Origin of the sequence: Enterococcus sp. 9D6_DIV0238 (genome assembly GCF_002174455.2) — a bacterium.
Taxonomy (GTDB): Bacteria; Bacillota; Bacilli; order Lactobacillales; family Enterococcaceae; genus Enterococcus_L; species Enterococcus_L dunnyi.
In genome coordinates, this window is the sequence record NZ_CP147246.1 from 1,863,270 (window position 1) to 1,886,290 (window position 23,021).

Below are 23,021 nucleotides of genomic sequence, written 5' to 3' on the forward strand. Positions count from 1 at the left end.
ATTTTTCAAATAAAAAATATGCGAGCCGAAATAATAGTATATCAAACTAATAACGACCTTTTGCCCACTCTAAAAACTGTCTTAATTTTTGGATCTCTTCGATAAAGTGTTTTTTACTTCATTAGGAAGAACTCCCATAAAATAGTCCTCTATATTATCCCAGAACCATTTTGAATAATTCAAAATTCTTTCCTGTGCATTTGACTCAGGCTGTTCTTTCGTAAATAGGTATTTCAGCATTTCAACACTAGTGTTATGCTTTTCTTGAACATCTTGTAAAATACTATTTTGATAAAAATCTCCCTGTTTGATTGCTTTCTCTAGTGGATATACAGAGTTCATACGTAAATAAATTTGAGGATTATTTCCACCAACAACCTGATAACTCAACATTTTTCTAGCTTCACCTATACCAAGTGCTGCAATCTTTTCATCTAAATCGTCTCCACGTGATCTAAAGTGAAAAGATGTAACTTTCCCATCCCCACTAACAAAATTATCATTAGGCTTAAGTGCACTAGATATTGAACGAATGATAAATTGTGTGAAAATATCACCATCTTGATTTATGATATAGCTTTGATTATTTGTATTACCACTAGCACGTTCTGATATGAACTTAATCTCTTTTATTTTCCCAAATTCAAAGGCAGAATTAATAATTGTCTGTGCGAATGCTCTGGCATCAAACTTATCTGCAATTTTCAATGCCTTCATAAAATGATTTCCTAAATCAACCACAGTAAATTGACTCCCTAAAATTTTTTTCTGATTAATAAAATCTTCAAAAGAGTTAAGAATAATCTTATACTGTGAAATAAGATTTTCTACAGATATGTCATTATTTAGTGATACTTCAACACCAGTAGTATAAACAAATTTAGAAAATAAGTATTTATGGTGCAATTTTTCTCTTTCTTCTTGATTGAACAAAGCAAATTTGAAACTTGGAAAGGACATTGTTTTATAGTACTTTTCCCAAATTCCGCTAAGATTCACCTGATAAACAGCTGAATAATTTTTGCTTACCAAGTCGAATTTTTTTATGAAGAATTTTCCAAGTCTTGATTTAATAAACTGAGATTCCAAATCAGAGTTGACAAAAATCAAATCATTTCCGAATAAACTTCTTGGTCGCGCAACAAAAGGCGAGTAACCTAATTTATTAGGCGAGGAAAAATCTTTTTCAATCATTAGTAATACTGTTTTAACTTTATTATCTAAAGAATTTTCATCCCGACTATTTTGTACAAAAATGTACTTAAAATCCTCTGGGCTTACGACCAAATTTCGATTATTTCCCTTTTCTTTATAAATCAATAATACTTTTCTCATAACTTCAAGAATCTGTGTTTTCTTTATTGCCGACATTCCATACAACTGTTTTACTTCATTCATATCTTTTGAAAGGAAATCAATCATGCCAAAGCCATGTGATACTATTGATTTATCACGAGAAGCACGACCTATCTCTTGAATATAATCCACAACATTTCCAGTAGGAGCATAATGATACACATTAGTTATATCTGGAATGTCTATTCCCATACCAAATGCTTTTGTCGCTAAAACAAAGTGCATTTCTCCCGACTTAAATTCTGAAAAAACCTCATCTTTTTCTTCCTTTTGGAGAGTACCATAATACTTTCCAACCTTTTTAGCAATTTCTGGTTCATTTAGAGCAACAAAATTAAAGAAGTCAATTAGCAATCGAACTGTAGGAAAGTAAAGTAGCGTTTTCTGTTTCTTTTTCTTAGCCATCTGTAGATGTTTTAAAGCTAATACATTTTTAGTTTTCCTATAATCACGTCCTTCTTTATCAAGATCTTTTTCACTACTTCTAACATTCATAAATATGTCATCGCGCCTGACATCTCCGAAATACGATATTGGGCTTATCATATTCAAACTATTTCTAGTATCTAGATACATATCTTCACGCCCACCATAGATAGCGGTGGCAGTAAACGTTACAATCGGAAATTTATACTTTTTTCTTAACTTAGCAAGATAAATTCCTAGATACCAGTAGTCTGCACGAAATGATTTACCCCATGTAGTGACAATGTGTGCTTCATCAATTATTACTACTCCAATATTTCTATCTCCAATAAGCATTGTTATATCACTTCGTGCCTGTAATGTCTCTGGAGATAAATAGAGAACATCAATTTCTTGTTTTTGAACCCTTTCTATAATCTTTTCTTTTTCAAATGGAGGTGTATTTCCATTTATAGTTGCCGATGAGTCTACTCCTTTGCTCTTCATATTTTCTACTTGATCATTCATTAAACCAATTAAAGGAGAAATTACTAGAGTCAGTGGTTTATTATCAATAAATTTCTGTGCTAAATAGAATGCAGGTATTTGAAACATTACGGATTTCCCCGCACCAGTAGATGCTGTAATATATACATCTCTAAAATTTTCCCCATGTATTGCCTTTTCTGCCTGAGTGACGATATCATCAATTATCTGGACTTGTGAGATATTAATTGTTTCTTTTGAGTGACTTTCTATATTCTTATAAAAAGCTAAATCACGAAATTCCTGATAATCATAAACATCTTTAAGAATGTCTAAATAGCTATTTTCATTTTCAATAACTTGTCTACGGATGGAGAGAGTAGTGAAAAGTATATTGCACTCAGTAAGTTTTGATAAAATATTCAGCCTTTCAAGATATCTGTTAGGCAGGGTTTCAGGAGATCCAGACAAAACAAAAATGATATTTTTACTACTCTTCGAGATCAACATATCCTCTTCTAGATCAAGAAAAGGAATTTCATCGTCAGATAGTTCTATTCTCTGTACATCTTCTTGTGGATAATTATCAGAGTAATTTACATCAATAGGTTCCTCTTCATAGAATAAGAAAATATCAATATCCTCTTCAAGCTCTGGATAGGTAACAAAATAATTACTGCTTTGCTTAGAGTAATTGATTTGTCCATAAAAGAAAGAAACATTTTCTAATAGTTTCTCTTGTTCCGGCTCTAACTCATTATCTTCTTGATAATACAAGTAGTGATATACATTTTCAACGTTCGATAGCGTATTTCGGAAAGGAAATTGTTTGTCATACAAACTATTTTCTAATATTATATATGGCATTTTATTTATGACTGCATGTTCTTTAAAAAGTTGATATTCCTCAATAGTCATCCATTTATAATCTGAATCAAACTCACGATTATTAATTACTTCATCCACAACAATTTCCCGTAAAGTTGATAAATCAACTTTATCAAAATACTCAATATCAAAAGAAAAATATTTGTTTTTCCTACTCAATTCCGCTGTATCAAATCCTTTTAGAATGATTATCGCTTTCCCAGTTTCCGAAATAATGTTTTTTATTTTATTCTCCATCATAATAAAAATTTCTCAACCTTTCTAAAATCTGTTGTTTTTTTAATTTTCTAAGAGCTTTGCTTTCAATTTGTCTAATCCTTTCTCTAGTTACTTTTTCGACTTGTCCTATTTCTTCAAGAGTATGCTGTTTTCCATCCACCAATCCGAATCTAAATTTGAGAATCCTTGCTTCTCTTTTTTTCAAATTTGAATCCATTATTTCACTCAGCTCATCTTTTAGAGCTTTCTCCATCATATATTCCTCTGGAGATTGATTTTTATCATCACGGATAAAATCACCTAGATAACTATCTTTTTCTGATCCGATCGGTGTATCCAAACTAGTCAGTTTGCCAATTTCTTTATAAAACTTCATATCTTGAACTTCTTTTGTTGAAACTTCCAGAATTTTAGCCAATTCTTCTAGTGATACCACTCTTCCTTCATGATTCCAAAAATCATTTTCAATTTTTGATATCTTTACGATTTTGTCACGCATATGGACAGGAATTCTTATCGTCGTGCTGTAGTTAGAGATACCACGAGTTATTCCTTGCCTTATCCACCAAGTTGCATATGTAGAAAATTGGTATTCCATACTCGCATCAAACTTCTCTGCTGCTTTCATTAAACCTTGCATTCCCACTTGATACATATCATTAAGATCAAATGAAACTGTAGCAAATCGCGAATACTTAGCTGCAATCTTCCAAACTAGTTGCCTATTTGCCTTCACCAGATTATCCAGTGCTTCCGTTTTTTTACCTGCATTCACACTATTCGAGTGAAGTTCGATTAAATAATCTAAATTATGACTTTTATCGATAACAGCCTTAAAATTTTCAACTTCAGCATTAAAAGACTCATCATCCAACACACTATCTAGGTTGGTAAAATCTAAGTCATTTAAAAATCCTAAATTTTCAACACCTATTTTCTTGGGTATGTCATTAATAAGAGAAAATCCTTCACTATTTATGACTTTTCTAACTAGTTTTTGCATGTCTAAATTAATTCTTTCAGTTACAAACCAGTCTAATAGCTCACTCTCTCTAAACTCTTTTTTTTCTCCAATAGTACTAAACAGTATATCTATTTTTTCTTTGAATGACGATCTAGTTTCAATAACTTCTATATTTAGAGACTCTAATTCCTTATATACAATCTTTTTTTCTTCATTTGCTATAGAATATTTTTTGAAAAGGCTTTCGATTTCTTCTATTCTAACCTTACTACCAAACAAAAGGTTATCATTTATATATTCAATAATTAGATACAAATTATTGTTCATAACAAATTACAACCTCCTATGCATTCATCTTGACTAACTGTCCTGCTAACTAATATGTTAAACTCTTTTGAACGAACTGTAAAATGAAATTGAACAACCAAAAGTACATTCATTATGCTCTCACAATATTACAGAACAATTTTTCACATTAGTTATTGTCGGCAATCCGTTCAATATTTTCTAAATGATTTTTCTTTCTATTACCGGTTAATACTTAGATTTGCTGGCTCTATTCCAGATAGCCAGCAAGTTCTCTTAAAGACATGTTCGAGTGCTTGAATTTTGAATGAATATCAAACCCATTACTTTCTCAATGCAATCCAATTTCTTAATAATGATATTTATAAATCTTTATTTTCAATCAAATAGGGAACTTCTTTATTAATATAGTTTTCATGAAAATCTTTTAGTGATTGATCCGCTGATTTATATTTTGTCTCATCTACAGTTCTTTTTCTCATTTTAGTAACTATCTTGCTTTTTTCTGAGGAGTATACTTTAGAAAATGCATGTTCTACAATAATTTTTTGAAACAAATTGGCTGTTGAATAACTTGCTTTTACATATAACTCCTCAAATTCATCTCCAATTTTGGTATAGAGTAATTTATTTGGTGAAAGAGGAAAAATTATTTCTGTACCTATATTTCCAAAACCTCCTTTAAAATCATAATCATCTTTACCATAATAATTCAAGAGGATTACAGGATCGTCCGATGTAGCCCAGTAAAAATTAGCAGGCGCATCATAAATACACCAACTAGTAGCCATCAATGATTTATAGGTCGTCCCCAACAAATGTTTCATAGACATCAACCAAGTTGATTTACCTGCGTAAGTTTCTACCTTTAAAAAATTATTTTCTTCTTGATCCTGTAACGTTTCTAGTTTCAAAGGTAATAGTTTATCAATTTTTTCTAACTCTCTTTTGGGTAGATTACCTTTCGTTTCCATCCTCTCTTCAATTTTTCTAACCAATTCTTCAACAATTTCTGGAAATGTTTCTTGTACTATATTTTGCGCCCAAGAATATCCAGACAAGGTTCTAATAAATTGTCCGACCACTAACTTCGAGATATACTCGTAATCCACATCATTTAGAGATTTATAATTGTTTACTTTTTCTATAAAACTACTATATTTCATCTCAAATTCTTCCGAAAAATAATTCTCCATTTCGTCATTTAATTTTCCTTCCTCCAAGTAAAGATAAAGATAATTCACAGTTGCTGTATTGGAAATAGAGACTCTATTCCATTTTTGTACCTTTTCATGTGAAACTAGTAGCCTATATTCATATACTTTATTTCCTGTTGCCCATTGCTTAAGATATACTTTAGGAACGTAATGGTTTTTGATTTTCAACTTTCCCATAGATTAGTACCTTACTTTCTCTCATTTAATGTAGTTGTGCTGATATTAACTTGTTTCAGTATCCATTCACAATACTTTTTATATACATTGACATCATCAGATTCAATAACATCTTTCGCAATTTCTAATTTATTAACAAAAGAACAAATATATATATTGTTATCCTCTTGTAATTCTAAAAGAAAATTAATGTATCGTTCTATATTCGGAGATACATTGATAAAATACTCATGTACCATTCCTAAAATACTAACCCCATTACATCTATCTTGAATAAAAGAATCCTCTACAATAAATAAGTTTGAAGCATCATAAGCACTTTGAATACTGTGGGCATCATAACCAAAATATCTTTTAAAATCTGGATGTATAAACCCCGCTTCATTACAATTCGTTACTTTAGAGACTAGTTCTAGTATCTCATCTAAATAATCTAACTGCTGCTGAAATTGTTCTTCACTTCTTTCAATAATTACCGGTCTACCTTCAATTACAGATAATTTTTTCACATCATATCCTTGTTCTATTTCTTTGTTGAGTATATCTGATAATCGTTTTGATATATCTAAATCAATGTATAGCTCAGTAAAATAGGGTAAAATGTCTCCTAGTTCATATTTCTGCAAAAAAATTAAACTCGATATACTTAATTGCATTTTTTTATTTATGTCTTGTGGAATAATTTGACCTAAATTAAAAACAAAATTATTATCATTATAGAAAGCATAAATAAAATTAAATAATTCGTCTTCATTACATAAGTCTTGGATACATCCTGTATAACTGTACTTTTCCATTAATTTTAACATTTCACTTTTTGCTTCGCTGTCTCTTTCCATAAATGTGACAACTTCTGAAAGGTCTCCATTGTCAATCGTAAATGACTTAATTGGGCTGTTACTAATGTTGTCCCCCATACAAAGTGGCAACATTTTTTTGTAAACAAATCTACTTAATGGAATTTTTTGAACTATTTTATATGTTCTTTTTCCAATTCTTACATTTGCTCCCTCATTTTTAAGTAGGAGGAGACGATATTCTTTGCTATTATTCCTTATGATTTTATATTTACCAAGATTTTCACAATCCCAATCTAAAGGAAGCGTAAGTATTTCAAGTTTTTTCTTTCCATCTATCAATTTGTAATAGTAATGACGTGAACCTGATATTTTTGATAAGTCTCTTTCATCATCATAATCTTTTAACGAATCTAGTGTTTGGAGAACATAGTTCTTTCCTACCTCTTTATTTTGAAAATTAGTTTCTATCAGCTCACGTAACAAAATTTTACTACCTCTTATTGGATCATATCCAAAAGCAATCATCCCATAACCTGCATTCAGTCTAAAATCAATATTTTGAGAAAAACTACCTCTTTCAATTAAACTTTCAATTTCTGTATTATCATTTAGCTTAATTTTTGCTGCCAATTGTAGATTTAATACTTGTTCACTCAGATTTTTCTCTTTACGTACTCTATTAATAATCGCTCTATACTGTTCTAAAAGTGAGTACACTTGAAGTTCAATCATAAATAATTTTTCATTTATTGTTTCACGCTGTTCATTCCATTTAATTATTTCTAAAATGTATAATAAATTATCTTCATCTCCATTTTGTAGTAACTTTGTACAAATTACTTCCGATATCATTTCAGAGAATGTTTCTCTTAGATTTATCCACAATGTTTTTGCAAAATCTACATTATCAAATTTATATATAAAGTTGCATAAAACTCCAACTTCCTCCTCATTTTTAATTGTTAGACTAATCTGGTTAACATGAGTTAGTTCTTCTTCTGTAAGTTGGCAATTATTTTCAGTCTTAAATATATAGAGTCTTAAATAGTGTACCTCTGAAAAAATATAATGCTTTTTTGTTAGGTCATCAACGCTGTTAAACTTACTAGGATCACCTAGTTGTATCAAAGCTTCAATGAAAAAATCACTAAGGAGAGTCCACATTTTTTCAGGAATCGGATTCAGAATTTCAATCATATTATTAATCTCAGTCAGAATTGAAATATATTCCTTTTCCTCAACAAGAGCTACAAATAAAAAATATAGTAAGGTACAATCTGTTTGCTTCTCTTTTCCTCGTAAATATTTAATTATTTTTTGATAATCCTCCACCATTAACAAAGACTGAATGATTGCAACGTCCTGTTCATCTGTTAATCCAAACTCATTATCTATAAATTCTTCAGGTTTTATTATTGATGAAATTAGATTAAGCATATCCTCTCCTTGTAGTAGAGAGAGCCCTCTTTTTTTTAATGAGTTTAAATACTGATCTAGCTCATTATAATAAATTTGAAGTTGATTGATTTTTTCAGGATCTTTAGTCATCAAAACATCATTTGCAGAACCTCTAAAATAATTAATAATTTCCAGTACTTTAACATTCTTATTCCCCATTATTTGATTGAACATTTCAGAAGCTCTCAAATATAATGAATTATTTGAAAAACCTATACCTAATAGATATAGAAAGTCTTGATTATACTTATAGTTAGTTTCGTAGGCTTCAAGTTTATCAATAGAAATAGATTGTGTTTCTATTTCATAAAATAGAGTGTACAGTTCATTTTGATAATCATTTTCCCACGATATCTTATCAACTTCTCTTTTTGCATCTGTTTCGTTAAGCGATGTAGCCATTGATATAAATACTTCACGATCATAATAAACTTGATATCTATCATCTAGCTCAGAAATCTTTTCTAGTTTCTCCTTAGCAGCTTCGAATTCTTTTCGATAATTATCTAACTTTGCTAAGAAAATCAAGACCTTATTGAATGTACTCTTTTGAAGCAATTTATATCGATCATCCTTTATAAAAGATGACGACAACAGTATTGCACTTTCAAAATCAAAAATAAAATCTTTAGAAACATATTGTTCAATTTGAGGAATAGCTTGTTTTAAGAATTCTGAATCGTCATCATAAAAATCACTCTCTCTTATCTCTTTTGTTACCTCCTCTATTACTTCTTCAAAATTCTGTAAAATAGCATCCTTCGATTGAATTTGATTTTCATTGAATGCTTTATAGACCGCTAAACTGGCAGACATGCTTCTTCTAGTAACATGGATTTCATCCACAACTTGATCAAAATCTATTTCTGTATCTAATCTATTGAAAATCAGTGATTTATAAGTATTTCCAGATTGTGACAATTCATTTATTATTTCCACTAATTCAATTACATCCAAATATTTAAAAAAAATTTGTTTTTCAAAAATTAATCCTTTATCAAACATCTCCTCAACTAAAAATACTAGAACACCATCTAGTTTCAAAAAGTTTCTATATGTTTCAATATCAAATTTTCTGAAAACTGATGTAATTTCAGAAATTGAATCAACTCTTTTTCCCTTGACTTGAACAGGGATTGTTCCTCCAAAAGTACTAATTTTCCTTTCAGCTTCCAAATAAAAAATTATTTCACCATCTACTGAAATCCCAGTATCCGCCTTCTCCAGTTTTCCCGAGACTCTCCTTGTTCTTTCAGAAATATATGCATTAACTGTGTCTACAGCAATTTCTTCAATTCTTGAATTATCTATTTTCATATCTTTCTCCTTATTTTTAAATTTAACTCAAACTATTAAACCAGTACAAGTTTGCTTTTTGAAAAGTAGCAGTGCAGTATTTGAAATATTTTACTCCGCATTATAATAACTATCTTTTTCTAAATATATAATTATATCAACAAATTGATTATATCAAAAAAACATGGTAATTCTCAAATAGAACTCTTTAACTCATAATATAAAAAACTCTCGCTCAAACAAGAATGTTTGAAACGAGAGCATACATTATTGACCAGACTAGTGCCAGACTAGTATTAAATTGAAAAAAACGTTTCGCAAACTGAATTGCGAAACGTCTGAAATGTTGATATATAAGATATATTAACGTTTTGAGAATTGTGAAGCTTTACGTGCTTTCTTAAGACCTGGTTTTTTACGTTCTACCATACGGGCATCACGAGTAAGAAGTCCAGCGCGTTTTAAAGCTCCGCGGAAGTCAGGATCTACTTCTAATAATGCACGAGCGATACCGTGACGGATCGCACCTGATTGACCAGAGTAGCCTCCACCGTTTACGTTTACGATAACATCATAAGCGCCTTTAGTTTCAGTTACGCCAAATGGTTGGTTGATAACTTCACGCAAGTCAGCGTGTGGAATATATTCTTCAACGTCTTTTTTGTTTACAGTAATTTTACCAGTACCTGGTACTAAACGTACGCGGGCAACAGATTTTTTACGACGGCCAGTGCCGCTATATTGTACTTGTGCCAATGAATTTCCCTCCTTAAATTAGGTTAGTGATATCTAATACTTCTGGTTGTTGTGCAGCATGTGGATGCTCAGCACCACCGTACACGTTTAATTTAGTCAATTGTTTGCGGCCTAAAGTGTTTTTAGGTAGCATGCCTTTGATTGAGTTTTCGATCAAACGACGAGAATTTTTATCACGCAATTCACCAGCAGTAACAGATTTCAATCCACCTGGGTATTGGCTATGACGGTAGTAAATTTTGTCAGTTGCTTTGTTTCCAGTTAATTTCACTTGATCCGCATTGATTACAATTACGAAATCTCCAGTATCCACATGAGGTGTGAATGTTGGTTTATTTTTTCCACGTAGGATAGAAGCAACCACAGCTGAAAGGCGTCCCAAAGGAACATCAGTTGCGTCTACTACGTACCATTTACGTTCTACTTCGCCAGTTTTGGCCATATATGTTGTACGCACGTTTTTTTCCTCCAATTTTCTATTCGATGTTTGACATACACTTGAGTTTCCGGGGCTCATTGTGGGGCAAACAATACCATTTAACATAATACCCTCTATCACCAGTAAAGTCAATGGATTTCTGCGGTTTCTCGCTATTTTTCTTCTATTTTTTTCCGTCTAAAAATAATTATTTCCTGATTTGAAATAGAATACTCAAAAATAAGCGTATTATCTATTACGCACTTCTCTAGCCATTTTATGCATATTTTTCCTAATTAAAACAATTTTATGTATATTTATTTATAAAAAGTATTGATTTTTGTATTTTTGGGTGCTATGATGAGAACAATCAAAAAAAGATAACAAAAATGAAGGAGTGTTCCAGAATGAAAGAAAAAGTTGTTTTAGCTTATTCCGGAGGTTTAGATACCTCTGTTGCTGTTAAATGGTTGGTCGATGAAGGCTATGATGTGATCGCTTATTGTTTAGATGTTGGCGAGAAGAAGGATCTAGACTTCATCAAGAAAAAAGCATTGGAAGTTGGTGCTTCTGCTTCTTATACGATCGATGCTAAAGAAGAATTCGCGCAAGATTTTGCATTGATCGCATTGCAGGGACATACCTTTTATGAACAATCTTATCCATTGGTTTCTGCTCTTTCACGTCCTTTGATCGCTAAAAAATTAGTCGAGCTTGCTCACGAGACTGGTGCGACAACGATCGCTCACGGCTGTACAGGAAAAGGGAATGATCAAGTCCGTTTTGAAGTGGCGATCAATGCTCTTGCACCTGAGCTGAAAGTTATTGCACCTGTTCGTGAATGGAAGTGGTCACGGGAAGAAGAGATCAACTATGCTAAAGAAAAAGGTGTACCGGTTCCTGCTGATTTAGACAATCCTTACTCTGTCGATCAGAACTTATGGGGACGTGCCAATGAATGCGGTATTCTAGAAGATCCTTGGGCAACTCCGCCAGAAGGTGCTTACGAACTGACTGTCAGCTTGGAAGATGCTCCGAATACGCCTGATATTATCGAGCTGACTTTTGTTGAAGGTGTGCCGACAGCGATCAATGGCAAGGAAATGTTATTATCTGATTTGATTTTAGAATTGAATGAACTAGCAGGAAAACACGGTATCGGTCGGATCGACCACGTTGAAAACCGTTTAGTTGGGATCAAATCCCGTGAGGTTTATGAATGTCCTGCTGCGATCACATTGATGGCTGCTCATAAAGAGCTGGAGGATTTAACGTTTGTCCGTGAAGTCGCTCATTTTAAGCCGATCATTGAAAATCAGCTATCACAAATTATCTACAATGGTTTATGGTTCAACCCGCTGACAGATGCCTTGATCGCTTTCTTGAAGTCTACACAAAAATACGTCAACGGCGTAGTTCGTGTGAAGCTTTTCAAAGGCCACGCAATCGTTGAAGGACGTAAGTCAGCAAACAGCCTATACAATGAAAATTTGGCGACCTATACTTCAGCTGACACCTTCGACCAAGATGCTGCTGTTGGTTTCATCAAGCTTTGGGGGCTTCCAACAAAAGTCAACGCTGAAGTCCAAGCATCTTTGCATAAAAACAACGATTAGCATTTTTGCTTTTCATATGTTAGATCAAATAGTGAGATACCATTTGCGGGCAACGCAAATAAATGTATCCTGATCTATCCAGACTAACGACATATCTCAAGAGAATTTCCTTTTGATCTGCGGATCAAAATAAGGAAATCGATACGTCTACAGTCATTTCTTTAAACTATTTTATAGACGTTTTAATAATGCATATTCATACATAAATGAGGTGAGTACGATGAAGAAATTATGGGGCGGTCGTTTTGAAGGTAAAAGTGAGGCCTGGATCGATGCATTTGGTGCTTCGATCACTTTCGATCAACAATTAGCGCAACAAGATATTACTGGCAGTTTGGCCCATGTCAAAATGTTGGCGAAAACGGAGATTTTAACCCAAGATGAAGCAGAACAAATCACGAATGGTTTAAAGACTCTTCAAGTTAAACTAACTGCAGGCGAGCTGGAATTCAGTATAGAAAATGAAGATATCCATCTTAATATCGAAACGCATTTACATGATGAAATCGGTCCTGTAGCGGGAAAACTCCACACTGGACGTAGCCGAAATGATCAAGTAGCAACAGATATGCACCTATATCTGAAAGAAACGGTTCAAGAGGTTATTGAAAAAATTCAGCTTTTCCGCCAAGTATTAGTTCAAAAAGCTGAAGAAAATATTGAGACTATCATGCCGGGATATACTCATTTGCAGCATGCTCAGCCTATTTCATTCGGGCACCATATGATGGCTTATTACGGCATGCTGACACGCGATCAGGAACGTTTTTCTGAAAGTCTAAAACGAATCGACATTTCACCTTTGGGCTGTGCTGCTTTAGCAGGCACGACTTTTCCGATCGACCGAGCGTATTCAGCTGAGTTATTAGGGTTCTCTTCTATTTACGATAATAGTCTGGATGGCGTTAGTGATCGAGATTTTATCTTAGAATTTCTTAGTAACAGTTCGATCATGATGATGCATCTTTCTCGTTTTTGCGAGGAAATCATTTTGTGGTGCAGTCATGAATTTCAGTTCATTGAACTGACAGATACCTTCTCTACAGGAAGTTCGATCATGCCGCAGAAAAAGAATCCGGACATGGCGGAATTGATACGCGGAAAGTCAGGTCGCGTATATGGCAATTTATTCAGCCTTTTAACGGTTTTAAAAGGGTTGCCTTTAGCTTATAACAAGGATCTTCAAGAAGACAAAGAAGGCATGTTTGACACAGCACAGACGATTCTAACTAGCTTAGAGATCATGGCTGGCATGGTCGAAACAATGTCCTTGAATAAAGAAACCATGGAAAAATCGACTGAAAAAGATTTTTCGAACGCCACTGAGCTTGCTGATTACCTTGCTAATAAAGGCTTACCTTTCCGCCAAGCGCATGAAATCGTTGGGAAATTAGTGCTCGATTGTACGAAAAAAGGGATCTACTTACAGGATATTCCTTTAGAAGAATATCAAGCAGTAACACCACTTATTGAAGCGGATATCTATCAAACATTAGCTTCAAAAACAGCCATTGAGCGCCGTCATTCCTATGGTGGTACTGGCTTCGACCAAGTAAGAGCGGCTGTCGAACGCGGAAAAGAAGCATTAAAAAAAGAAGACAAAAAAAACACTACAAAATAGACTTTTATTTTGTAGTGTTTTTGATCATCTAATTAACGAGTTTTCGTACGTGAATCTGCATCGATACCAGGTGCTTTACCTAATTTTGCTTGCAACATCCAAATATTTTTTTCGATATCTGTTTTGTTTGCAATAAAGATATCTTGTGTAGAATCGTCGCCTTCATCGCCAGAAACGTCAATTCCTTTTTGATATAGATCCGCTAAGTAACGATAGCCTTCTACTAATTTTTCCATACGTTCAGGAATCGTACGTTCATACGTACCAATTTCATCTTCAATTCCAGTATGGTCAGCAAATTCTTGTAATGTTGAATATGGAGCGCCGTCTAATGTGATCAAACGTTCAGAGATAACGTCTAACTGGTCATTGATTTCGTCCATAAGCTCATCCATTTTTGGGTGTAGCGTCAAGAATTCTGGTCCGCGCATATACCAATGTGTTTGGTGGATCACTACTGAAAACTGGCTTAAATCTGCAACTAGTTGGTTCAAGACTTCTTTTGTTTGTTCAAATTTCATTATACATCATCCTCCTAAATATTTTATCTACATGTATCATTGTAGTACGAAACGGAAAAAAAGTACACTAAAATCTTTCATTTTTATATTATTTATCATTTGATAATAATTATAATCTAATGCTTAATCATTATTTACGATCGGTTGAGAGTCTAACGAATCAATAATTTCTTTGGCGACCTCATTCATGGCTACTTCCAACTCTTCATTCATCGCATCTACACTTTCAGCCCCAGCAATAAATGCCAGAAAAAGATTAAAGACTGCATCTTTTTGATCTTCTGGGACAAACCATTTCCCTTTTTCTTTTTCTAGCCGAATCTTAAGTTCGACCGGATCTGTCTTGATCTTGATCGTTTGAACACGCTCTTCTAGAATTGAAAAAGTTGCGTCTAACGTTTTTTGATCATTATTAGCAAGCTCAGGGCTCTCCATTGTTTTCTTGACCAATTCTCGTGTCATTTCCTGCATGGCACTGACTAAATCTAAACCTGTAATATAATAAGAAATCGTGGCGCCTTTTTTATTTTCATCGATTTGGACAACTTTGTATGATGTCTTCTCTCTCGCTTGTTGTAACAGCTCTTTTGTTAACTGGCTCGATTGTTCTTCTTTCACTTTTGCACCAGCAGAAGACAGACCGTTAGCAAAATTTTCTTCAAATTTCTTACTATTTTCATCCAATTCTTTGCTAGCTTGTTCACCATCTCGAAATTCTTTTTTAAATTTATTACCTTCTTTTTGATAAATCAGACGATCGATCAGTAGCTCACCAGCATCTTCCGCCGAAATCCCCTTCGTCCCGCAACTTGTCAGAAGAAATCCAACGACTATCAACGGGACAAACCATAATTTCTTCATCCTCTTTCCTCCATTCTCTCATGTATTAGTAAAATAAGTCCATTGTTATCGATCAAAAAAGTCCGTCTAAATCAGCTCTCAGTTTTGCCAACTGATGATAACTTGCCGACAATTGCTGCTGCGTAGCCAAGTATATCGGATATAGTTGCTGATAGATCTGATTCCTAGACGGTGTTGGGATCACCGTTTCATAAATCTGCACATGTTTACAAGCCTGTTCTAGATCATCGATTTTCCCTATGCTCTGCCAGCCAAGTAAAACAGCGCCCAAAGCTGATGCTTCGATACTTTCCGTCAATGATAATTCATATCCTAAAACATCTGCCATGATTTCTTTAAATACTTCAGAATCTGCAAATCCGCCAGTTGCACGTATTTCCTGTACAGAACCGCCCAATTCTTCCAGCTCAGTCAGGATTCTTTTAAAGTTTAAGCAAATCCCTTCTATCACTGCCCGCATCATCATTTTATCATCATGATTTCGCTTTAAGCCAACAAAACTTCCTGCAGCTTCAGCATCCCATAATGGTGCCCGCTCTCCTAGTAAATAAGGATGAAACAGCAGCCCTTTCGCACCCGCCGGTACTTCTTTCACCTGTTCCATCACTGCATCATAGGAATTCTTCCCAGCTGTTCGTGCATCCGACTGCACTTCTTTAAGTAGATTTTCACAGGCCCAATCAAAAATACCTGCGCCATTACTTGTTGCACCGCCAATGACCCAATGTGTTTCGTCCAGCACACAACAGAAAGTTTCCGCTTGCGGATGAACATAAGGCTGATCAACGATATAGCGCAAAGCGCCACTAGTTCCCACAGTTAATGTTGCAGTACCTTTTGCTATCGCGCCAAGACCTAAATTAGACAAAGGACCGTCTGCTCCACCCAAAACAAAAATCGTTTGTTCAGTCAACCCTACTTGTTCAGCCAACTCCTTATCAAGTCCAGACATTTGATAGGTAGGTGAAGCTAATAGTGGTAATTGCTCTTGAGTAATCTGCATTTCTTCCAGTGCTTGCTGATCCCAGTCAAGAGTATGAATATTAAAAAAACCCGTACCCGAAGCTGTACTAAAATCAGTGATGTATCGATTAAAAAAACGATAAAAAATATACTCTTTCATTCCAATAAATTTTTTTGCGCGGTCAAAAATTTCTGCATGCTGCTCCTTCAACCAACGTATTTTGTGAAAAGGTGTCATCGGATGCATCGGCATCCCTGTATTCTGATAAATCGTTTGTCCCAATAACGTATTTTTGAATGCTTCAGCATATTTTTCTGCGCGATTATCCGCCCAGGTAATCACTCTTGTCAGTGGCTGCCCGTTTTCATCTACGGCAATCAGCCCATGCATCGCTGTTGAAAATGAGATCACAGAAATTTCTAAGGGCTGAACGGCTGACACTACTTGCCCAATGCACGAGACAGCCGCTTGAAAAATCTGCTCTACATCCTGCTCTGCCATCCCCTCTGTTTCCTGGATCAGCGGATAGCGAACATACGCTGATGTTCGAACAGTTCCATCTTCGTTAAAGCCAACTGCTTTTGTTTGTGTCGTTCCGATATCTACACCGATCGCTACTTTTTCCATTTCCTCGCTCCTTTTCTCTTACTCCAATTATTCCTAATAAAAAAATATTTGTCTAGTTAAAAAAGGAATTATTTGCGTATTTTTATTTAGGGGAGGGATTTTATGTGGTTGTTTCAGTTTATTATTGGCAGTGTCGTCGGTTCATTTATTTGTTTAGTCGCTGAACGGGTACCGATCGGGAAGTCTATTGTGGTTCCTCCATCACAGTGTCCGGATTGTCAGACTAAGTTACGATTTTTTGAGTTGATTCCAATTGTCTCCATTATTTTATTAAAATTCCGTTGTTGTTACTGTCACCATAAATTGCCAGTCAGTTATTTGTTTAGTGAGTTTATTATTGGTTTTCTATTTCTATTGACCGATTTTGGTAACAGTTATTCCATGTATATTTTCTTCTTTTCACTTACCGCATTTATTTTGACTTTAACGGATATTTTTTATTTGATTGTGGAGCCTAAGCTTTTTTACCCCTTCTTATTGCTGCTATGTGGTTTTCACTATTTTTTAGACTTGCCCTTTCATGTAATTACCGGCGTCTTCCTATTCATTATTCTGACTAGCTTCAATTATGTATTCACAGAGGCTATTGGAGGTGGAGATATCCTTTTGATCACCTCTTGGGGAGTGTTGCTCGGCAATAAATCATTGATTTTACTATTATTTATTGCCAGTGGCTGTGCATTATCCGTTTCATTATTTTGCCGTCTTATTTTAAATCAAAAAATAGAACAGCTTCCATTTGTTCCATTTTTAGCATTCGCCTTATTTCTGATACTTTATCTAGATAAATAAAGAGATAAGAGCAATAATGCCCTTATCTCCCTTTCTCTCGTTTTAGTTCTTCCAATTTTTCCGAATAAATCCTGCACGCCCAGATCCCTCACGATACAGATTATAATGAACACTGTGTTTCTTATAATAATCTTGGTGGTAGTCCTCTGCTGGATAAAATGGTTGAGCAGATTCTATCTTAGTGACGATCGGTTGTGTAAAACGACCACTTGCTTGCAATGCTGCTTTTGATTTCTCGGCAATTTCTTTTTGTGCTTCACTTGAGTAAAAAATCACTGGACGATAGGAATCGCCTCGATCGGCAAATTGTCCTAGGGCATCTGTCGGATCTGTCTGCTGCCAATAAATTTCTACCAGTTCTTCGTACGATATAATTTCTGGGTCATATGTGATTTCTACTGCTTCTGTATGACCGGTAGTACCTGTTGTGACCTGTGCATAGGTGGGATTTTCTATGTGTCCGCCAGTATATCCTGACACGACAGAAATAATCCCTGGCTGACTATCAAATGGCTTCACCATACACCAGAAGCAACCACCAGCAAAAATAGCTTTTTCATATGTTTTTTCCATTTTGCATCACCTCTTTTTCTATCATAAGCTGATTATTCGAATAATCCTATTCTTTTGCTTAAAGTCCATTGACATGGGATGGTTCCCACATGATACATTAAACAAAAAGCAAAGGATGTGTGTGTATATGAAAATCATCATAGAAGAAAACTATGAAAAAATGAGCCGTGTAGCCGCAAATGTTTTATTAGGTAAAATGTATCAAAACAAACGAGTAAACTTAGCGATCACAGCAGGATCGACGCCAGTTAAAATGTACGAGTATCTTGTAGAGGATGTCAAAAACAAAGCGTATTTTGATAATGTTCACTACTATAATTTCGATGAAATTCCTTTTAAGAAAAAAGCAGGCTACGGCGTTACGATGTCAAATTTAAACAAACTATTTTTTGAACCAGCAGAAATCGATTCCGATCATATTCACCCGCTTGACGAAAAAAATTACAAAACCCAAGATGCAAGAATTGCCCAAGATGGCGGTTTAGATTTGATTTTACTTGGGATTGGCGCTGACGGTCATTACTGTGGAAATCTGCCAGGAACAACAACCTTTGAAAACTTAACTTCTGTGGTAGATGAAAATGCCACTGAAAATATGAAAGATATTCTGCTTAGCGAAGTTGGCGGAGACGAAAGCGAGCGTCCTGATTTTTATGTAACAATGGGACCGAAAAGCGTCATGCAAGCAAAAGAAATCGTGCTATTTGCTACAGGAGCGAAAAAAGCGAAGATCATTAAACAAGCTTTCTTTGGCCCTGTAACGAATGATGTTCCGGCATCTCTACTTCAAGTTCATCCGAACTTAACCATCATTTTAGATAAGGAAGCCGCTGCAGAACTTGATTAAAACAAAAAAGCTAGAATCGATTACGATTCTAGCTTTTTTTTGTTTATTTATTTAACTCGTTCAACGCATCTTCAGCAGCCATTTGTGCTTCAATATCAGAGATACTGTAGACATTTTCGCTAGCTACGCCGACTTCTTTTGGTTCCATGTTACGGTAACGAGCCATACCAGTACCAGCTGGGATGATCTTACCAATGATAACATTTTCTTTCAATCCAAGTAATGGATCTTTCTTACCGCGAATCGCAGCATCTGTCAACACACGTGTTGTTTCTTGGAATGACGCAGCAGATAAGAAACTGTTTGTTTCCAATGATGCTTTTGTGATTCCTAGTAACACTGGACGGCTTGTTGCAGGAACTCCGCCAGCTACTAATGTATCGTAGTTACGATCTTTAAATTCTGCGATATCAAGTAATGTACCTGGTAAGATTTCAGTATCACCTGGATCCATGACACGAACTTTACGCAGCATTTGACGAACCATTACCTCGATATGTTTATCGCCGATTTCTACCCCTTGCATACGGTACACACGTTGTACTTCACGCAATAAGTAGTTTTCAACAGATAATACATCGCGGACTTGCAGCAATTGTTTCGGATCGATCGAACCTTCTGTCAACGGCTCACCACGATGGATCGTATCGCCTTCAGCAACTTTCATACGAGCAGTATAAGGAACAGTATACGTACGTGTATCTGTTTTCCCTTTGATCGTCACTTCTTTTTGACGCGTTGCAGGATCTTCAGAGATATCGATGACTTCACCAGTAACTTCTGTGATGACTGCTTGCCCTTTCGGATTACGCGCTTCAAAGATTTCTTGGACACGGGGAAGACCTTGAGTGATATCATCACCGGCAACCCCGCCGGTATGGAACGTACGCATTGTCAACTGTGTACCAGGTTCTCCGATTGATTGAGCTGCGATCGTACCAACAGCTTCACCAACTTCAACACCTGAACCAGTTGCTAAGTTACGGCCATAACAGTGTTTACATACACCGTGTTTTGTATTACATGTAAATACGGAACGAATCGTTACTGTTTCGATACCTGCATCTACGATTTCTTTTGCAAGATCTTCTGAGATCAATTGGTCTTCACCAATGATGACTTTACCTGTTTCAGGATGGATCACTGATTTACGAGTGTAACGTCCAAGCAGACGTTCTTCAAGTGTTTCAATGATTTCATTTCCTTCACGGATCGCTTGAATCACTAAACCGCGGTCTGTTCCACAATCGTCTTCACGAATGATCACATCTTGTGCTACGTCAACTAGACGACGAGTCAAGTAACCTGAATCGGCTGTCTTCAAGGCTGTATCGGTCATTCCTTTACGAGCTCCGTGAGTAGAGATAAACATTTCCAAGACAGAAAGTCCTTCACGGAAGTTAGAGATGATCGGCAATTCCATGATACGTCCGTTCGGAGCGGCCATCAATCCACGCATACCAGCAAGCTGAGTAAAGTTGGAGATGTTACCACGGGCTCCAGAATCTGACATCATGAAGATTGGATTTTTCGCATCCATACTTTCGATCAGTTTTTGTTGGATCTCATCTTTCGCAGCATTCCACACGCCGATAACACGTTCATAACGTTCGTCATCTGTGATCAGACCACGACGGAATTGTTTCGTGATATTTTCGACTTGTTTATGCGCATTTTCAATGATTTCTTGTTTTTCATGTAAGACCATGATATCTGCGATACCAACCGTCATACCCGCATGAGTTGAGTGTTTGTAACCTAAGTCTTTCATTCTATCAAGCATCTTAGAAGTTTCAGTGATATGGAATCTCTTGAAGACTTCTGCAATGATATTTCCTAGATTTTTCTTCTTGAATGGCAAGACTAATTCTTGTGCTTTAATGTGGGCAGGAATATCTGTTCCAGCTTCTACAAAGTAGTTGTCCGGCGTTTGGACCGTTAAGTTGTAGTCAGTTGGTTCATTCAAGTAAGGGAATTCTACTGGCATGATTTCATTAAAGATAATCTTACCGACAGTTGTGATCAAAATACGTTCTTTTTGCCAATCCGTAAATGGTTTGTCGCCAAGTAAAGTCGTTTGAACACCGATACGTGAGTGTAAATGGACATAACCATTACGCCATGCTAACACAGCTTCATTCATGTCACGGAAGATCATACCTTCCCCTTCACGTTCATCTTCTTCCATTGTTAGGTAGTAGTTACCTAAGACCATATCTTGAGATGGAGTAACAACTGGTTTACCATCTTTCGGGTTCAAGATGTTTTGTGCTGCTAGCATCAACATACGCGCTTCAGCTTGTGCTTCTTCATTCAGCGGTACGTGAACAGCCATTTGGTCTCCATCGAAATCGGCATTGTAGGCTTCACAAACTAATGGGTGAAGACGAATCGCACGACCTTCAACTAAGACAGGTTCAAAGGCTTGGATACCAAGTCTGTGTAACGTAGGTGCCCGGTTAAGTAAAACTGGATGTTCTTGGATAACTTCTTCTAGAATATCCCATACTTCATCTTCACCGCGTTCGATTTTACGTTTTGCATTCTTGATGTTTGTTGCGATTTCACGTTGAACCAATTCGCGCATTACGAATGGTTTGAACAATTCGATCGCCATTTCTTTTGGTAAACCACATTGGTACATTTTCAGGTTAGGTCCTACGACGATAACTGAACGACCAGAGTAATCCACACGTTTACCCAGTAAGTTTTGACGGAAACGACCTTGTTTCCCTTTCAACATATGAGAAAGTGATTTCAATGGACGGTTACCTGGTCCTGTAACAGGACGGCCGCGACGACCATTATCGATCAATGCGTCAACTGCTTCTTGCAGCATACGTTTTTCATTTTGCACGATGATACTTGGTGCATTCAAGTCTAATAGACGTTTCAAACGGTTATTACGGTTGATTACACGACGGTACAAGTCATTCAAGTCAGAAGTCGCAAAACGACCACCTTCTAATTGAACCATCGGACGTAAATCAGGCGGGATAACAGGGATAACATCCATAACCATCCAGCTTGGCAAGTTTCCAGAAGCACGGAATGCTTCTAAAATATCCAAACGACGGATCGCACGTGTTCTTTTTTGACCTTGAGCAGATTTCAACTCTTCTTTTAATTGAGTTACTTCACCATCTAAGTCAACACTATCCAATAATTGTTTGACAGCTTCTGCACCCATTGCGGCAGTAAAGCCTTGACCATATTGGTCACGTTTGTCGCGGTATTCGCGCTCTGTCAATAATTGTTTTTTCTCTAAAGAAGTATCTCCAGCATCAATTACTACGTAAGAAGCAAAGTAGATGATTTCTTCTAATGCACGCGGGCTCATGTCTAACACAAGACCCATACGAGATGGAATACCTTTGAAATACCAGATATGTGAAACAGGTGCTGCTAACTCGATATGTCCCATACGTTCACGACGAACTTTAGAACGAGTCACTTCTACACCACAACGATCACAAACGATACCTTTATAACGAATACGTTTATATTTTCCGCAAGCACATTCCCAGTCTTTGGTTGGACCGAAAATACGTTCACAGAATAACCCTTCACGTTCAGGTTTTAGCGTACGGTAGTTAATCGTTTCAGGTTTCTTTACTTCACCGTAAGACCAGCTTCTGATCTTTTCTGGAGAAGCCAAACCTATTTGCATACTTTCGAATTTATTTACATCGATCAAAAGGAATTCCCTCCATTTCTTGATAGGAAAAGTTAGGGCGAGAAGAAAATAGAGTACTTTTTCAACTTCGTATTTTCTTCCGCCAATTGAATCAGCTTTCTTTATACTAAGAAAACTGAAACAAATCTAACTTGACAATTTTACTATGACTTCGAA

The 23,021-nt window shown here is 35.6% G+C and carries 15 protein-coding genes; 4 read left to right on the forward strand and 11 right to left on the reverse strand.

Annotated features, from left to right (window positions below; all coding sequences use genetic code 11):
- Positions 1–81 precede the first annotated feature (81 nt).
- The 6 genes from A5889_RS08750 to rplM all read right to left on the reverse strand — a co-directional run bounded on the left by A5889_RS08750 (position 82) and on the right by rplM (position 10,770).
- On the reverse strand, positions 82–3,375 hold the full coding sequence (locus A5889_RS08750; protein WP_207114650.1) for a helicase-related protein: 3,294 nt from the start codon (positions 3,373–3,375) through the stop codon (positions 82–84).
- Positions 3,362–4,645 carry a sigma-70 family RNA polymerase sigma factor gene (locus A5889_RS08755; protein ID WP_207114649.1) on the reverse strand — a complete coding sequence of 428 codons (1,284 nt, stop codon included), beginning with the start codon at positions 4,643–4,645 and terminating at the stop codon, positions 3,362–3,364. The genes A5889_RS08750 and A5889_RS08755 overlap by 14 nt, the downstream gene beginning before the upstream one ends.
- 341 nt (positions 4,646–4,986) lie before the next feature.
- Positions 4,987–6,018, reverse strand: coding sequence for a DUF4238 domain-containing protein (locus A5889_RS08760; RefSeq protein WP_207114648.1), 1,032 nt, complete (start codon positions 6,016–6,018; stop codon positions 4,987–4,989).
- 11 nt (positions 6,019–6,029) lie between these two features.
- A complete protein-coding gene (locus A5889_RS08765) occupies positions 6,030–9,593 on the reverse strand; it encodes a hypothetical protein (protein WP_207114647.1) in 3,564 nt (1,187 codons plus the stop codon).
- A gap of 342 nt (positions 9,594–9,935) precedes the next feature.
- Entirely contained in the window at positions 9,936–10,328 is a 393-nt protein-coding gene (gene rpsI / locus A5889_RS08770; RefSeq protein ID WP_069662643.1) for a 30S ribosomal protein S9, read from the reverse strand.
- 13 nt (positions 10,329–10,341) lie between these two features.
- Entirely contained in the window at positions 10,342–10,770 is a 429-nt protein-coding gene (gene rplM, locus A5889_RS08775; protein ID WP_303393937.1) for a 50S ribosomal protein L13, read from the reverse strand.
- Between the two features lie 383 nt (positions 10,771–11,153).
- Here rplM and A5889_RS08780 point away from each other — a divergent pair, with 383 nt between their 5' ends.
- Positions 11,154–12,362: an argininosuccinate synthase gene (locus A5889_RS08780; protein WP_087640476.1), complete on the forward strand. Its 1,209-nt coding sequence runs from the start codon at positions 11,154–11,156 to the stop codon at positions 12,360–12,362.
- Between the two features lie 220 nt (positions 12,363–12,582).
- Positions 12,583–13,983 (forward strand): argininosuccinate lyase, encoded by a 1,401-nt coding sequence (argH, locus tag A5889_RS08785; RefSeq protein WP_087640475.1) that lies wholly within the window; start codon positions 12,583–12,585, stop codon positions 13,981–13,983.
- A 32-nt stretch (positions 13,984–14,015) separates the two neighbouring features.
- Here argH and A5889_RS08790 read toward each other — a convergent pair whose 3' ends face one another.
- From A5889_RS08790 to A5889_RS08800, 3 genes are all read right to left on the reverse strand, one after another.
- The gene (locus A5889_RS08790; RefSeq protein ID WP_087640474.1) at positions 14,016–14,504 is read right to left on the reverse strand and encodes a Dps family protein; all 489 of its coding nucleotides are present in this window, start codon (positions 14,502–14,504) and stop codon (positions 14,016–14,018) included.
- A gap of 123 nt (positions 14,505–14,627) precedes the next feature.
- Entirely contained in the window at positions 14,628–15,365 is a 738-nt protein-coding gene (locus tag A5889_RS08795; RefSeq protein ID WP_087640473.1) for a DUF5105 domain-containing protein, read from the reverse strand.
- Positions 15,366–15,417: 52 nt separating this feature from the next.
- Positions 15,418–16,956: a gluconokinase gene (locus tag A5889_RS08800; RefSeq protein ID WP_087640472.1), complete on the reverse strand. Its 1,539-nt coding sequence runs from the start codon at positions 16,954–16,956 to the stop codon at positions 15,418–15,420.
- Positions 16,957–17,058: 102 nt separating this feature from the next.
- Between A5889_RS08800 and A5889_RS08805 the strand changes: the two genes are divergently transcribed.
- Positions 17,059–17,748: a prepilin peptidase gene (locus tag A5889_RS08805; RefSeq protein ID WP_087640471.1), complete on the forward strand. Its 690-nt coding sequence runs from the start codon at positions 17,059–17,061 to the stop codon at positions 17,746–17,748.
- A gap of 42 nt (positions 17,749–17,790) precedes the next feature.
- Here A5889_RS08805 and msrA read toward each other — a convergent pair whose 3' ends face one another.
- Positions 17,791–18,321: a peptide-methionine (S)-S-oxide reductase MsrA gene (msrA, locus tag A5889_RS08810; protein ID WP_087640470.1), complete on the reverse strand. Its 531-nt coding sequence runs from the start codon at positions 18,319–18,321 to the stop codon at positions 17,791–17,793.
- A gap of 127 nt (positions 18,322–18,448) precedes the next feature.
- On the opposite strand from msrA, the gene A5889_RS08815 reads away from it, so the two are divergent.
- Positions 18,449–19,168: a glucosamine-6-phosphate deaminase gene (locus A5889_RS08815; protein ID WP_087640469.1), complete on the forward strand. Its 720-nt coding sequence runs from the start codon at positions 18,449–18,451 to the stop codon at positions 19,166–19,168.
- A 43-nt stretch (positions 19,169–19,211) separates the two neighbouring features.
- Here the strand turns inward: A5889_RS08815 and rpoC are convergent, their stop codons facing one another.
- A complete protein-coding gene (rpoC, locus tag A5889_RS08820) occupies positions 19,212–22,865 on the reverse strand; it encodes a DNA-directed RNA polymerase subunit beta' (RefSeq protein WP_087640468.1) in 3,654 nt (1,217 codons plus the stop codon).
- Positions 22,866–23,021 lie beyond the last annotated feature (156 nt).